Annotated in this window: 20 protein-coding genes; 13 read left to right on the forward strand and 7 right to left on the reverse strand. The window is 40.7% G+C overall.

Annotated features, from left to right (window positions below; all coding sequences use genetic code 11):
* The 13 genes from CCAL5182_RS08360 to CCAL5182_RS08420 form a co-directional block, all read left to right on the forward strand.
* The coding region (locus tag CCAL5182_RS08360) for a transposase family protein (RefSeq protein WP_336610752.1) at nucleotides 1-1,555 on the forward strand (1,555 nt) is incomplete at its 5' end.
* A gap of 51 nt (nucleotides 1,556-1,606) precedes the next feature.
* A complete protein-coding gene (locus tag CCAL5182_RS08365; protein WP_336610753.1) occupies nucleotides 1,607-2,530 on the forward strand; it encodes an AAA family ATPase in 924 nt (307 codons plus the stop codon).
* A 40-nt stretch (nucleotides 2,531-2,570) separates the two neighbouring features.
* On the forward strand, nucleotides 2,571-2,867 hold the full coding sequence (locus CCAL5182_RS08370) for a hypothetical protein (protein ID WP_336610754.1): 297 nt from the start codon (nucleotides 2,571-2,573) through the stop codon (nucleotides 2,865-2,867).
* A gap of 140 nt (nucleotides 2,868-3,007) precedes the next feature.
* Nucleotides 3,008-3,376 (forward strand): DUF7768 domain-containing protein, encoded by a 369-nt coding sequence (locus tag CCAL5182_RS08375; protein WP_336610755.1) that lies wholly within the window; start codon nucleotides 3,008-3,010, stop codon nucleotides 3,374-3,376.
* Nucleotides 3,377-3,481: 105 nt separating this feature from the next.
* Complete coding sequence (locus tag CCAL5182_RS08380) at nucleotides 3,482-4,099, forward strand: DUF3164 family protein (RefSeq protein WP_336610756.1); 618 nt, start codon at nucleotides 3,482-3,484, stop codon at nucleotides 4,097-4,099.
* Between the two features lie 11 nt (nucleotides 4,100-4,110).
* On the forward strand, nucleotides 4,111-4,308 hold the full coding sequence (locus CCAL5182_RS08385) for a hypothetical protein (RefSeq protein WP_336610757.1): 198 nt from the start codon (nucleotides 4,111-4,113) through the stop codon (nucleotides 4,306-4,308).
* Nucleotides 4,308-4,556 carry a hypothetical protein gene (locus tag CCAL5182_RS08390; protein ID WP_336610758.1) on the forward strand — a complete coding sequence of 83 codons (249 nt, stop codon included), beginning with the start codon at nucleotides 4,308-4,310 and terminating at the stop codon, nucleotides 4,554-4,556. Before CCAL5182_RS08385 ends, CCAL5182_RS08390 begins: the two co-directional genes overlap by 1 nt.
* A 73-nt stretch (nucleotides 4,557-4,629) precedes the next feature.
* The gene (locus CCAL5182_RS08395; RefSeq protein WP_336610759.1) at nucleotides 4,630-5,028 is read left to right on the forward strand and encodes a YopX family protein; all 399 of its coding nucleotides are present in this window, start codon (nucleotides 4,630-4,632) and stop codon (nucleotides 5,026-5,028) included.
* A 2-nt stretch (nucleotides 5,029-5,030) separates the two neighbouring features.
* A complete protein-coding gene (locus CCAL5182_RS08400; protein WP_336610760.1) occupies nucleotides 5,031-5,663 on the forward strand; it encodes a hypothetical protein in 633 nt (210 codons plus the stop codon).
* A complete protein-coding gene (locus CCAL5182_RS08405) occupies nucleotides 5,660-6,661 on the forward strand; it encodes an AAA family ATPase (RefSeq protein ID WP_336610761.1) in 1,002 nt (333 codons plus the stop codon). The genes CCAL5182_RS08400 and CCAL5182_RS08405 overlap by 4 nt, the downstream gene beginning before the upstream one ends.
* A gap of 1 nt (nucleotide 6,662) precedes the next feature.
* Complete coding sequence (locus CCAL5182_RS08410) at nucleotides 6,663-7,136, forward strand: phage protein GemA/Gp16 family protein (RefSeq protein WP_336610762.1); 474 nt, start codon at nucleotides 6,663-6,665, stop codon at nucleotides 7,134-7,136.
* Nucleotides 7,120-7,398, forward strand: coding sequence for a hypothetical protein (locus CCAL5182_RS08415; RefSeq protein WP_336610763.1), 279 nt, complete (start codon nucleotides 7,120-7,122; stop codon nucleotides 7,396-7,398). Before CCAL5182_RS08410 ends, CCAL5182_RS08415 begins: the two co-directional genes overlap by 17 nt.
* A gap of 17 nt (nucleotides 7,399-7,415) precedes the next feature.
* A complete protein-coding gene (locus CCAL5182_RS08420) occupies nucleotides 7,416-7,859 on the forward strand; it encodes a thermonuclease family protein (RefSeq protein ID WP_336610764.1) in 444 nt (147 codons plus the stop codon).
* 3 nt (nucleotides 7,860-7,862) lie between these two features.
* On the opposite strand, the gene CCAL5182_RS08425 is transcribed toward CCAL5182_RS08420, so the two are convergent.
* The 7 genes from CCAL5182_RS08425 to CCAL5182_RS08455 form a co-directional block, all read right to left on the reverse strand.
* Complete coding sequence (locus tag CCAL5182_RS08425; RefSeq protein WP_336610765.1) at nucleotides 7,863-8,342, reverse strand: phage virion morphogenesis protein; 480 nt, start codon at nucleotides 8,340-8,342, stop codon at nucleotides 7,863-7,865.
* Between the two features lie 125 nt (nucleotides 8,343-8,467).
* Nucleotides 8,468-9,706, reverse strand: a complete 1,239-nt coding sequence (locus CCAL5182_RS08430; RefSeq protein WP_336610766.1) for a phage head morphogenesis protein — start codon at nucleotides 9,704-9,706, stop codon at nucleotides 8,468-8,470.
* Nucleotides 9,703-9,873: a hypothetical protein gene (locus CCAL5182_RS08435; RefSeq protein WP_336610767.1), complete on the reverse strand. Its 171-nt coding sequence runs from the start codon at nucleotides 9,871-9,873 to the stop codon at nucleotides 9,703-9,705. Before CCAL5182_RS08435 ends, CCAL5182_RS08430 begins: the two co-directional genes overlap by 4 nt.
* Complete coding sequence (locus CCAL5182_RS08440; RefSeq protein ID WP_336610768.1) at nucleotides 9,866-11,230, reverse strand: phage portal protein family protein; 1,365 nt, start codon at nucleotides 11,228-11,230, stop codon at nucleotides 9,866-9,868. Before CCAL5182_RS08440 ends, CCAL5182_RS08435 begins: the two co-directional genes overlap by 8 nt.
* Nucleotides 11,227-12,870: a phage terminase large subunit gene (terL, locus tag CCAL5182_RS08445; RefSeq protein WP_336610769.1), complete on the reverse strand. Its 1,644-nt coding sequence runs from the start codon at nucleotides 12,868-12,870 to the stop codon at nucleotides 11,227-11,229. Before terL ends, CCAL5182_RS08440 begins: the two co-directional genes overlap by 4 nt.
* 9 nt (nucleotides 12,871-12,879) lie before the next feature.
* Nucleotides 12,880-13,362 (reverse strand): DUF1804 family protein, encoded by a 483-nt coding sequence (locus tag CCAL5182_RS08450; RefSeq protein ID WP_336610770.1) that lies wholly within the window; start codon nucleotides 13,360-13,362, stop codon nucleotides 12,880-12,882.
* A complete protein-coding gene (locus CCAL5182_RS08455) occupies nucleotides 13,355-13,810 on the reverse strand; it encodes a phage protein Gp36 family protein (protein WP_336610771.1) in 456 nt (151 codons plus the stop codon). The genes CCAL5182_RS08450 and CCAL5182_RS08455 overlap by 8 nt, the downstream gene beginning before the upstream one ends.
* Between the last annotated feature and the right edge of the window lie 136 nt (nucleotides 13,811-13,946).

Here is a 13,946-nt window from a genome sequence, read left to right on the forward strand (position 1 = left end):
CTACAAAGAGCACGGCTTACGCGGTCTGCTTGATAGACGAGGCAAAAATAAGGGAAGTTATAAGCTTGAAGATTGGATGAAGGAGTTTATCTTAACGCAGTTTAGAGCGTATGGCGCGGGAGATTTTAACGTAACGCAGGTTTGGAAAGATCTGCACGAAGAATACGGCAAGCGTAGCGGTAAATTTAACCGCTACGAGTTTTTATCAGGAAGCGTGGAGCCGCTATTTGATACGGGCGTGATAAGTCGCTTTATAAAAAGTTACTACGCCGATAAACGCCTAGAATACACGCTCATCACAAAAGGCACAGATAAGGCTACAAGCTACTTTGATCCAGCACACGGCGATCAAGGCGCGCTAGTAACTAGGCGTAATCAAGTATGGCAGATAGATAGCTCAAAACTAGACGTAATCGTGCGTGACGGCGAAGGCGGCGTGCAAGTGCGACCAAATATACTAAGTTTAATAGACGTATATAGCGGTAGATGCGTGGCGACTTTGGCTGAGACTTCAAACGCTCTTGCACTTACGCGTCTGCTCTGGCGTGCGATGGAAATTTTAGGCAAGCCTGAATGTATAAAGGGCGATAACGGGGCGGACTATGTAAGCGAGCAGTTTCAAAGATTGCTTGAAGGTCTTAATATAGACTATGACGCGGCACGCGCGTATCACGGCAGAGATAAAGCCTACGTAGAAAGGCACTTTAAGACGCTTCAACGAAGTAAAATGGCTCACACTCCGGGCTACATCGGCGGAAGCCTTGCAAAGCGTGAAAACATAGAGCAGCAAACGCCCAAACGTGAGAGACACGCCAAAGATGAGTTTGGTCATATCATAAAAACTCATCAAAAAAATTTACTGACCTATGAAGATATGAAAAAACGCTTTGAAACTGCGGTGCTAGAGTGGGATATAACCGCCGTAAAACGCAAAAATAGCGCACCGATCATCAGATGGAACAGCGACGATACGCCGCTACGTGCAGTCCAGTATGAAAATTTCGTGCTATATGCGGGCAGCAAGGGAGTGCATCAGGTAGGCAAAAAGGGTATAACGATAGACGGAATTCGCTACACCTCAAGACATTTGCCAAACGTAGGCACGCAAGTAAGAGTGAGCGTAAATATCGATGACGTGAGCGAAGCTTACGTGTTTAGCCTTAGCGGTGCGTTCATTTGTAAGGCAAAAGATAGCGAAGTTGCAAGCTTTAGCGCCGAAGAATTTGCGGCTGCGACCAAGCTATTTAAGCAAAATTTGAAAGAGATCAGAAAAGTTATAAAACAAGCCAAAGTAAGCGAATTTAGTAAGCTAAACGTAGCATACGACCTTGATATGATGAAAAAAGCGCATGAAGCGGCACTTAAAAAAGAGAATAAGGTAAAAGCGGATACAAACATAGAGCAGATCAAGCAAAGCATAAAAGAGCAAGATAGTTTGGCAAGTATCGTAAATGCGGTCTTTGATTATGACGAGATCACTCAGCCAAAGAGCGAGAAAAAAGAGAGAAAAAGCATAACGGATATGGCGATAGAAAATGTTTTAAAGGCTGTTTAAAAGCTTTAAAAACGGCATTTAAAGTGTTTAATTTAAATGAAAGGAGCAGACATGCAACTAGCAAACGAAATTCTTAAATTTCTAAATAAAACGGGAATGAGCCAGAATAAATTTGCAGGTATTTTAGGAGTAAACGGTGCTTATGTAAGCGGATATTTAAAGGAAGGCTCAAACTACAAGTATGCCGATAAAGTAGAGAGCCTTGCGAAAAATTACATCGACAATTATATCGTAAAAAACGATAAGTCGCAAGATGAAATTTTTATACAAACAAAAGACGTTAAAAGCATAAACGCAGTAATCGGCTGGGCTGTAGAAGATAGAGATATGGCTGTAATTAGCGGAGCGGCGGGAAGCGGCAAAAGTATGGCGATAAGAGAGTTTTGCTCTCGCCATCCCGAAGCCATACTCATCGAAGCTACTATAAACACGAGTGCAAAGACGCTATTTAAGATAATAGCTTCAGAGCTTGGGCTAAACACCGGCGCAAGTATAGACGAGCTTATAAGAACTTGCGCGGTAAGCCTAGCAAAACTTGACAAGATCATCATAATAGACGAAGCCGAGCATTTACCTTACCGTGCGTTAGAGAGCATAAGAAGGCTTTATGACTTTGCAAAAACTACGCTTGTACTAGTAGGCACAAATAAACTGCTTTTAAATTTAACCAGTGAAAAAAGCGGCAGGGAACTAGAGCAACTTAGCTCACGCGTCGGTAGTAAATGGATATTAAGGGGTTTAACATACTTTGATGAGCTAAATAATAAAGTAGTAAACGATGATTTGGTAGCACTTTGCCAAAGCTACGGGGTGCAAGATAAAGAGTGCATAAAACTGGTAGGCGAGCTTGCAAGAGGAAATTTTAGAAAGAGCGTGAAACTTCTAAATAGAGCTAAAAGCCTAAGCGATGCGGCAGGAGTGGAGCTAAACGATCTAAGCATTAAAGAAGCTACAAAAATGCTTCTTTTGGTGTAAATAGTGATAGTTGTAAAGTTGTAAAAGTAAGGAGCATGAGATGAAAACAAACGAAGTGCAGTTTCTAAGCGAAGCGGGTAAAACAAATAAAAGAATAGACCAAGCAAGCGGGCTTAGAGAATTGGTTGAGATTTTTGAAAACAAAGGCTATGAGATGAGCGTAAATGAAAAAGGCGACATAACGGGCAGGCGAATGAGACGCAAAGAGAGCGTATTTGGCAAAGAGGCACTGATAAAGGGGCAAAAGGCGTTTTACTCAAAGGATTGGTTTAGGCAAGTAGGAAGCGGCATATACGAGCGTCAAACGATGAGGCTAGTAGATAGGGTGAGCGCTTAAATTTAAATGTTTATAAAGCCGTTTTCGGACGGCTTAATTAAGCGTTTAAAACAAATCGCTTAAAACGCTTGCGGGTAGCAAGCCGTAACTTTGTGTGGGCTTAGCTCCCGCGAGGAGTAAAAAAAGAAAGGAGAGAAAGAGTGAATGAGCGAATAAGAGTTTATGTGGCATCGCCTTACGCGGCCATTAGGTGTAGTGATGAGATAAGGCGCCATCTAGCGATAAAAATCGCGCTTGATGAGTGCGCAAAGATAATGAACGCCGGCTTTACGGCGGTTAGTCCCGTGCTTAGGCTAGACGGCAAATTTGATGAAAAAACGCAAAGAGATCAGGCGCTAAAAGCGGGTTTGGAAATGCTAAAGCAGTGCGATTATTATTATGAAAGCACCCATCCGGATACGCTAAATTCTAAAGGGGTTAAAAGCGAGCGAGAATTTGCCATAGCAAACGACATCCCGAAAATAGAATTTAACAAAAAAGGAGAGGCGCAAGTTTGCCTATGGCTTTAAAATTTAAGGTGGTAAAGGCTAGGAAAAATTTAGCCGTTTGCTTGCGATACGGATATGTTTTAAAAGCGAAATATATCAAGAAATTTAAGATAGAAAGGGAAAAATATGGCAAAGCTTGATGAAAAAGGTTTTTGGCAAAACAAAGAGGGAAATTTCGTCCACCCGCAGATGGTGCCGATAGATAAAAGCCTAGAAGATGAGCTGGTTGAAAAGCTTATCGCAAAGGCAAACGAGCTACAAGCGGCAATGAGGGAGTTTAAAAAGTATGCTTATGGCGAGTGCGAAAGCTTTATGGATATGCTAAAAGCCGAATACGGAATAGATAGGCTTGAAAATTCAAGGCTTGGCAACGTAACGCTAAGAAATTTTAACGGCACAAATGAGGTTCAAATAGCCATCTCAAAGCAGATTAGCTTTGATAAAAAGCTTGTTCTTGCAAAAGAGAAGATTGATGAGTATCTTGATGCAAAAACCGAGAGTGCAGACCCCGAGATCCGCACGCTCATAACTAGAGCGTTTGATGTCAAAAACGGCAAAGTAGATGCCAAACAAATACTAAGCCTCAAGCAATATCCGATACAAGATCCAAAGTGGAAAGAGGCTATGGGTATGATTGACGAAGCTACCGAGATCGTAGGCACAAAAAGCTACATACGTTTTAAGACGAAAGATAGTTTAGAGAGCAAATGCGATCTTATAACACTTGATTTTGCGGCGATTTAAGGAGGAAAATAATGAAAAATGCGCTTATAGCTAGTCTGTTTGGATTGGCAGCTACTCAGAACGACTTTGGCGGCTTTGGCGGCAATCAAGCAAAAGACAGTCGGTATAGCGGTGTTTGGTATCAATTTAAAGGTTTAAAAGACAAAAGCAAACTCTTGCCTAGATTTGTGCGCAGAGCACGACTGAGAGCTTATGTGAAAGGCGCTTAATGTTTAATTTTTTATTATGGGGATTACTCTTAAATATATATGCTTTAGCGGTAACAGTTATAACTCTTAAGGTAATAGTTCCCAAATCAGAGCAAAAAAGAGATATTAAAAAGTTCACTGGAACTATAGCGATAACACTAGTTCCTTATATGATGGCGTTTTTGTGTTTTTTTGTAATTATGAGCCTAGCATGGTTTAAATTTGATTATGAGGAATTTAAAAAATCTAGAATAGACAAAAATAATTAAAGGGCTAATAAGCCCTTTAATCAGTGTTTATTCATCTTTTAAACATTGATTAAAGAGTTTACAAAGGACTAAAATGCAAGATATTAAATTTAAAGTATTTTACGAGCCGTCAGGCAAAATTCATGATGTCTTGGCGATTGATTTCATCAAGAAAAACGTAACTATCGAATACAAAAAAGGTAAAACTCAAGTAGTCTGTATGGAGTTTTGTAAGATCATGCAATATACTGGCATGAGCGATCATAACGGCAATGAAATTTATAGCGGACATATAGTTAAATTTGAACCGTCTTTGCCATACTCGATAGACGAATGCATGATTAAAAACGGTGAGATAGGCGTTATAAAATTTAGCGAAGGCGAATTTATCGTAAGTATTGTAAAAAGCGATGTCCTATTTTTTAACCTAGATACCATAGGCGACTGGGTGGTAATAGGAAACATCTATGCGACCCCCGATCTTTTGGAGTAAATATGACCTCAAAACGCGCAAAGCTTATCGCTGATTTGTTTGGTGATAGCAAAGGCTTTTTGCCCCAAGCAAAGATTATAAAATTTGATAGAAAACTGCATTTTATACCCGATGACGAGCTTATAAATTTTGCTATTTTTACGGATAATTTTCGTGCAAATTTCGTAAGCACGGAGCTAGCCGTGCATAAAGCCTCTATCGCTTGGCAAAGAATGACTTTTGAGCGAGTAAAGTATGTCGGCGGTAGCTTTTTTCGAGGGCTTGAGGAAATGATAAGCTTTTGTAGGGAGGCTTACCGCGGAGAAGCTCTTTGTAGCTGCGAAGACGGCAGCGGGTATTTGCCTTACGTAGTGATAACGGTCGATGACGAAGGCAACCTAAGAAATAGCGCCTCTATAAACGAAAACGGCGTATTTAAAAGGCTCGATAGCTCCGAAACCTCTCAAATTTATAGCTGGCTTTTTGCTAATCAGCACAAGATCGGCGACGTAAAGAGAATAAGCCGCGAGGATTATGAGAGAAGTATCGCTAAAGAAAGAATGAGCGCGCTTAGCGCACCAAAACAGCAAGAAATCACAATAAGCGATAAATCGCTAAAACTAATCGAAAAAACTATAAAAAGGATAGGCAAATGAATGCCTTAGAAGACAATATATTTAAATTCTTAGAAGAGTCGTCTTTGAAAAAAGGAGATTTTAAAAAAGAGCATGAGTTTTTAATAGAGGGCTTTTTGCCCGAAGAGCTCATTACTATGATCTACTCTGCGGGCGGTAGCGGCAAGAGCTTTTTATCGTTTGCTATCGCTAAACGAATGTGCGAACTCGGCAAAAAGGTCTTTTATGTAGATTTTGATAACCCCGTAAGCGTATTAAAAGAGAGACGTATTGATGAACTTCTAATAGAAAAATATGAAAATTTAAGATACATTCAGCGCTCAAGCCTGCAAATGCCGCCGTTTGATCTAGTAATGCAGCTTGAAGCCAGTGCGATTAAGGGCATATATAAAGACTGCGTATTTTTCTTAGACAGCCTTATAAATTTTTGCGATCTATTTAACGATAATCGCTTAATGAGGCTATTTGACGCGCTTAAGAATATGCGTGAAGCGGGAGCTACTATCATAGTGCTTCATCACGCAAATAAAGACGGCAAGAACTATCAGGGAAGCACCTGCATAAGAAACGCCATTGATTGCATGTATAAGCTAAATCAACGTCCGGCCAATGAAAACGAGCTAAATTTCTTCCTTGAAGTGCAAAAAGAGCGAGCGGCGATAGTCGATAGCTCGTTTTGCTTAGATGTGACTAGCCTTGATTTGGCTACTCTTGAAAAAGATATAGCGATGATGAGCGAGTATGAATTTGGCTTTACCACAAAAGCCACTAAGCTACTAAAAGAGCGCGAAAGCCTAAACAAGACCGAGTTCTTAAGTTTGCTAGGACATGAAAAAGACGATAAAACGGCGCGCGAGTGTTTGGATAAATTTGACGGCAAGCTGTGGTATAGCCAAAAAGTCGGCAAGAGCATATTTTATAGTTGTAGGCAGCCAAGTCAGACTTCTACAACTATTACAACTATCGCCAAAGAGCCTGAAAATTCGCTATTTGATAGTTGTAAAATAGTTGGAGCGTAATATGAAACGATCAAACACCCACCCGGTTGCAAAGCAAAAAACGGCGGAGCTAAAGAGATTTTATATCAAGATGATACACACTCTAAAACATAACTACTTCGTAGACGACGAGTGTCGCAAGATCTATTTACAAGCGCAATACGGCAAGGATAGCTTAAGCAAGTTAAGCATAGAAGAGCTTAGAGCTGTTGCGCTGCTGTGCGGTTACGAGCCTAAATCGCTAGGAAGAGTAAAAGAGAATTTAAAGGCTAGAAAAGAGTATATATTCGCCACTAAAAAGCAACTTGATACGATTACGGGCATTTGGAACGAGGTGGCTAGAGTAAAGAGCGAGATGGCTTTGAGAGATTTTATCTATCGTATAGTTAAAATTCGCCCGCTCCACCTTAGTTCGCTAAAAAGAGCCGAAGCTAGCGATATCATCAAAGCCTTAAAGAATATGAAAGAGCGAAATAAAGATGCTAAGCAACTTTGATCTGTTTGTTGAATTTTACAATAAAGTTAAAGACAGCGAGGATATTGCCGAAGTGCTAAAAGAGTACGGCGGCTCTAGTATCTACGTGCCAAGCTACAAATCTACGTATAGAAATGCCGATATTCTTGATGAATACGAGCAAAGCGTAAAGGATGGCAAATCAAGCACTGCGGCAATACGTGAAATCGCCGCAAAGCACAACTTAAGCTACAATAGCGTAAGTGCGATTATAAGAGAGCTTAAAGAGCCCGCTTTGTTTTAATATGCTAAAATGCATATATGAAACTTTTTATTTTACTGCTAATTTGTTTAAATTTATACTCTTTTGAAGCCAAAGTCATAAAGGTATCAGACGGCGATACCATATCCGTTCTTGCGGACGGCAAACCCATTAAAATAAGACTAGACGGAATAGATGCCCCCGAAAAAAGTCAGGCTTTTGGAAGAAAGGCAACTAAATTTTTATCAAATTTAGTTGCGGACAGGATCGTAGAAATAGTCCCTAACGGCAAAGATAGATACAAAAGAGTTATCGCCACCGTGTATTTAAACGGCATCAATATCAATCAAACAATCGTTAAAAGCGGCTACGCTTGGGCGTTTGTAAAATACTCGACTAAATATCTAAACGATGAAAGCAACGCAAGAGCTCTTGGCGTCGGGCTGTGGAGTGACAAAAATCCTATTGCGCCGTGGATATATCGCAAACATAAAAAGAGATAGATTTTAAATACTCTTTATAAAACTAATCACTTCGGCCTTAATCTCTCGCTTAACATCCTTTGCCAGCTTGCCGTTTTTATCGACCGGCAAGAACGCTCTAGCGGGTATTTTTGTTCTTTTGCCTCGTCCTGCGCCGTTTGCCCCGAATTGATGAGCTAGCCCGTAAGCAAAGCCTTTGTTGTTGGCATTATTTGATATAACGGCTTTATCATCGTCTGACTTTAGCACCCAGTTGTCCGCCAAATCTCCTTCACGGCGCAAAATTCTCTCTGATTTACCTTTTTTTAGTTTGTTTTGCAAGGTACTTTTTGCAAGTGGCTTCCACCGCTCGCCAAATGGGCTTTTTTCGTTCTCAAAGCTATCTTCAATAGAGTTTTTAAGTATCTCGCCGAGCTGCTCCATAAGCGGTGCGGTGCGATGCTCTAATTTTTGGATATTTCTTAGCTTGGTTTGCAGCTTTTCAAGCCCCTTTACTTCTATCATATTGACTTCCCTTGATATAAAGTGGTAAAATAATGTTAAATCAGATGATTGATGATCGCAATGTAGTAGTCGATAGGTGCCTACTTTGTAGGATCGGACCTGTATTGCAGGTGCAACTCCTGCCGTCATCTGATTTTAATATATTCAGCCTCGTCTTTACTTGTTTTATCGACCTTTCCGACCGTAACCATATAATTTGTAAGTCCAAATTTCTTTAATTTGTAGTTTAGATCGACCACGATTTTATTAATTTTAGTGTCGTCCTGCTCGTCGTCAAACCAAAAAAGAATATTCTTGTTTTTCGTATCCACGCTTACGGGCGTGTCTTTGTCGTCTAAGACATCGACGATACGGCGTATTTCGTCCAGTCTTAAATCCTGCCCGTATTCGCTTTTGCGCTCGGGACGAATGTGAAGTATGCCGTGCTTATCTCCCACAATAGTCGTGGTTTCTATTTTTATATCTAATACCTTTTCGCTCTTTTTTACGATGTCGTCACTTAGCCTGCCAAGCGCAAATACACTAATAGGAGCTTTTAAATTTTTCTTTACCAAAAGCTCATCTACTGCATAATTTAGTCCGCTTTGCCACGTGTATAAATCACGCTCATGCTCAAATTTGGCTAGTTGCTCTTTTAGTTTAGCCTGCTCTTTAGGACGCAGCGCGGCAAGTGCGGCGCTTTGCTTTTTAGATAAAATTTCATCCAGTTGGTCTGCGCTTTTGCCCGGATTATACGCAAAGTCCTTGCTCGCTACGTCTTTTAAAAACGATCCGTCCGCTAGCGGCGTAATACCGCGACTTTTTAGCTGCTCTTTGCTTAAAACCTGCACTTTACAGCGGCAGTTCCAGCCGTTTGGCGGATAGTTTTTATCCCAGAATTTATCAGTTTTTGGGATCACTACTCCGTGCATTCTTTTATGTGCCGGGCGCGTTAGGCGATCAAGCACCGCTACGTACCTAAAATACTCTCCGCTAGCTTCCATTTGGCTTTGATAGCGAGCTTGCGCGTAGGCGGTTCTCATATTTGTGTTATATATTGTTTTTAACCTGCGATTACCGACATATATCTTTTTTACTTCGCCCGTCTTTGGATTTATGACCTGTGTTTCGCCAAGCCAGCCTTTGGCTGCAAGCTTAGGTTTGATTTGCTTCTTCCACTCTTCAAAACCTACTCCGTTTTTAAAAGCGTGTGAAAGCGAGCTTTGCACGTCTTTAAGCAGATCAAGATCGGTCATCTTTGCGATCGTGAAAGCTCTTTTATGCGCATCATGCACTATCTCGTCATAATCAAAATGCAACTCTGCATTTTTGTTTTGCAGGTACTCCACGACAGCCGTAGGCTCATCAAAAAAGCTAAATTTCATATCTTTACTCCGCAGATGAGCCTTGTGCGCTCGCGCACTCTCTTTGAGAAAGCCCATCTTTGCGGGCGGTAGCTTTGCTCCCTGCACCCACCTCTTGTGCCTTGCACTCTCTTTGAGAAAGCACACCGAGCCATGTCGGGCTCGTCGTATTGATTTATTTTATTCATACTCATACACCGCTATCTGACTATTTGCTACGGCTTTAAACATCATCTCTTCTAGCTCTTCAAGCGGCGCATTCTCATAAAGCTTGCTAAACTCATTAAAAGCTTGTTCGTATGTCTCGCAACGACTTAAAATTTCATCAAGCTTGCCCTCCAAATTTAACTCATTAAGTGCGGTATTTAGTCTTTTATCGTCCATTGCGGCGTCAAATTTATCAAGATACTTCGGTCTATTTGACGTGTTTGCTTTATTTGCGCGTTTGCCCTCCTGAGTCTTGCTTTCGCTTTCGTCTAGCTCGATATTATATGCGGCTTTTATGTAATCAGCCGTCGGCGTAAAGCCCATATTGTGTAAAATTTCATCTCTTTGTGCACGCTCAAGGTTTGGTGCATCTTCATCATAAAGCTTGGCGTATAACTCGCCCGTAAAGCCGTTTATCTCTTTAAAAAAGCTAATTGCCTTATTTATCACAAAAAGCAAAATTTTAGCATCGTTTGCAGCCAGATCCTCTCTTATCTCATTATGAGTTTTTGAAGCGGCAAAGCTTCCTTCTTTAACGTCGCTTGTTAAATTTGCGCCTAAAATAGCCTTGCTTATCTGATTATCAAAATAGCTTGGTAGCTTTGAAAAATCAATATTTGCCGTAGGCTGAATAAGCTCGATCTCTTCATCTTTATCAATTACCGCGCTATCACCCGCAAGCATTGCATGAACTTCGCTTGCAAGACCTTCGGCATCATAATCGGTCTTTGCCACAGCCCACGGACTTCCAAAGCGCTCTAAAAATCTAAACCAAAATTTAAGGCTTGCATTTTTCATCTTTACGGGGAAATATAGCTTTTTAAGCAGCCCGTCTCCGTAAGCCTTTCTAAAATTTGCGCGGTTTAGAGCATAGATAACCTTAAAAGGCGGTATTGCTTGTTCGCTACCGCTTGCACTAAACACAAACTCGCCGGCATCATTAAATTTAAATGACCTAAAATCGCGCTGAACTAGGCGTGGGAAAAGCAAGCCCTCTTTTTCTTTGTAATTGACTTCAAAAACATTTAGTCCGTAAAGGTAAGTTTCTAAAATTTGGCTAACGACGTCGGGATTAAATATACGCTCAAATTCATCTTTTACGGCTTCATTATCCGATATGATTTGTATCTCTTTTTTCTCGGTTACGGCTTTACGGCTTACATCGCACTGCGTAACGCTAAGATCGTTTAAAATCATATCTATGTCGTTGTCGCTAATGGTCGAAACGCCCGTATTTAAAAGCATGCCTATTAGCGTACTATTTTGCGTAAGGACTGCTGATTTTTTGGCTTGCTTGGTCGTTTCTTGCTTGTTTTTAAAAATATTTAGAAATTTCATAATCTTCGCCTTTGAATTTTTTTAGCTATTTTTGTAAGCGCATACGCTCCGGCTAGGCTATCGGGCGCATCATCGTGTTTGGCTTCGGGATACTCGGTAAGTTGCTCTATCAAAAGCGTTTGTGAGCGGTGAAATAGTATCTCGCCGTCATCAACCGGTACTTCTAGCTCTTCGATCCTAAGTCCTTTGTTTTGCGTATTATTAACGCCTTTTAAAGGCATTTTAACTCCCATTTCAAAGGCTTTTTCACGTATCCATTTTCTAAAAAATTCCTGTCCGCCGTTGCTTTCTATAGCGCAAATTCGCGGATGATAAAGCTCGTTTAGGCGGATTATCTCTTTTATGGCTTTTTTGGTTTTCATAACTTCGACAATGCTTTCAGCCACGTAGATAACCGCATCCCCTTTATTTACGCCAAGCACGGTTATAGCCGTGTAGTCGCTCTTTTTCTTCTCTCCCGCCGGGTCAATATACATTACAAAATAATCGCATCTTGGAAGCTCTTTGTAAAAATGCAGCCCTTCTTTTGTGAAAATTTGAGTTTCGCTGCGCGGATCGTTTTGCTGCTCTTTGTTGAAGCTCTTTAAATTTTCGGCTCTTTTTTGCATAAGCTTTAAAATCGGTAAGGCTTCTTCCCATAAAACTTTTGCGCCTTCATCCATCTTGGCTTTGTTTTTTAGATAGAATTTATCGCTAACTTCCCTGCCGACGTTGCGATATAAATTAGCCCACTCTTCCCACATATCCATGCGATGCGGAAATTCTATGATGCTTTGATATTTTTTGGCATTCCAAAATTTAAGCTTTAGCTTTCTAGCAAGCACGCTATCGGCGTGAAGTATCGTGCCTATATAAAGTACGTCTAAAGTGCCGTCAACCGAGCCAAGATTAAGTACGGCTTCATCTAGCCACGCCTCAAGCTTATCTCGTTGCTCTTTACTCCTAACGTTTGTATCATTTTCGAGGTCGTCAAGTATGACAAGATCGGGGCGATAAGTGCCGTATTTTACACCGCGCAGTCTTTTGCCCGAGCCAAACGCCTTTACCTTTACGCTGTTTGAGGATATAAACTCGCCCATCTTCCAGTTTTTGCTAATGCCGCAAGCGTGTGGAAAGTCGGCTTTTAAATTTGCGTTACTCTCAAGTTCCACTTTTATAGCCTCAAGGTTACCCTCGACAAGTTCGACCGCGTCTGAAATTTCAACGATAAAACGCTTTTTATTAAAAACTATACACCAAAGCGGAAGTAGTTGGGAGCAGTAGGTAGTTTTAGCGTGTCCGCGCGGAGCTGCTAGAGAGAATTTATCTCCGTTTGGATTTTTTGATATGGTTTCAAAGATCGTTACTAAGTCACTATGTAGCGCACATTCGCCTTTTATCGTAAAATAGTGTGGAAAATATGTCTTTGCAAAGAAAAGAAAATCGTGTTCGGCTCGTTTAATACGCTCATTTTTAAGTTTTGGATCAAGCGTAACGTTTGAACTAATCTGCTCTTTTAATTCATCTTTTAGCTCATCAAGCCACGATCCAAATTCTTTGCGCGTTAGCTTAGAAAGCTCAGGCTCGCTTATGCCCTCACGCTCAAATTTGTCTCTAGTATCCTCTAAAAAGCTATCTAGTTCCTCTCTTGAAAAAAGCATATTCTACCCTTAGACGTCCAACTCTTCGATAGCCCTGATAAATTTTTCGCTTTCTATTAGCTCAAGCAGTTTTTTGATACACTCTTTATTATTGTCATCTTTAAATTTATTCACAACTAGCTTAATGACTTTTTTAGCGATACTCAGTTTATAAGCCCTGGGATCTTCTTGGTTTGCAACCTTTGTCATCTTCACAAAGCTATCCCCAATCTTTGATAGAGCGGCAGCTTTCTTGCCTGCGCTTAGCTCGCTTTCTCTAATGTCTTTAACGGCTAGTCTCATCTCTTCGATAAAGTTTTGATATATGTTTTCGCGTTCGTTGTCCGTGTCGCCTAAATACTTTGCCGCTTTTTGCTCGTCCCATTTGCCGTCGGCGGTTTTGTAGTTTTTTATAGTCTTTGGTGTTTTGTTTAGAATTTCGGCTATACGCTCGATGTTAAAGCCTTTTAAATAAAGCTCACGTGCCAAAATTTTAATTTCTACCTTATCCATTTAATCCCTTTAAATCTATTCTCGTTTGGATATGCCTAAAGGCTCTAAGCTTTTGCGTAGGCGTTTCATCATCGCTTTGCTCGGTCGGGATCTTCTTGCTAGCCATTTTTAGCAGCAAGGCATCTATCTTTTCAAGTTGATCTTTAAGCGCTTCTTTCGGGAAGTTGTTGCGCTTTTTTAGTTCGATAACGGTTAAATTTACGGCTATGTCTTTTAAGAGATGGGTAGGATTTACAGGGATTTTAACAAACGAGCCGATATATGCAAGCGCATCATTTTTGCTATCGTCGATCACGGCTTGATTTATACTCTTGCTTCCCTCAAAGTCGCTTAGCTCGGTTAGCTCTTTTAAAGACACCTCTTTTAATAAATCATCGTTGCTTATCATCTTGACTTCTCGAACGAACCAAGTCCGTTCTGCGAGCGGAAGTGCAAGTACTCCCTGCACCCACCTAAAGCACACCGCAACGTATCAGCTGCGTCGTATTTTATGGTTTCCACTCTGCTCCTTTCCAAAAATATATTTTTAACGCTTTTAATAGCCTGTTAAAGCTTTAGAAATATATTTTTAATACTTTGATACC

It is taken from the genome of Campylobacter sp. 7477a, from assembly GCF_014892335.1.
In the GTDB taxonomy this organism is placed as follows: domain Bacteria; phylum Campylobacterota; class Campylobacteria; order Campylobacterales; family Campylobacteraceae; genus Campylobacter_A; species Campylobacter_A californiensis.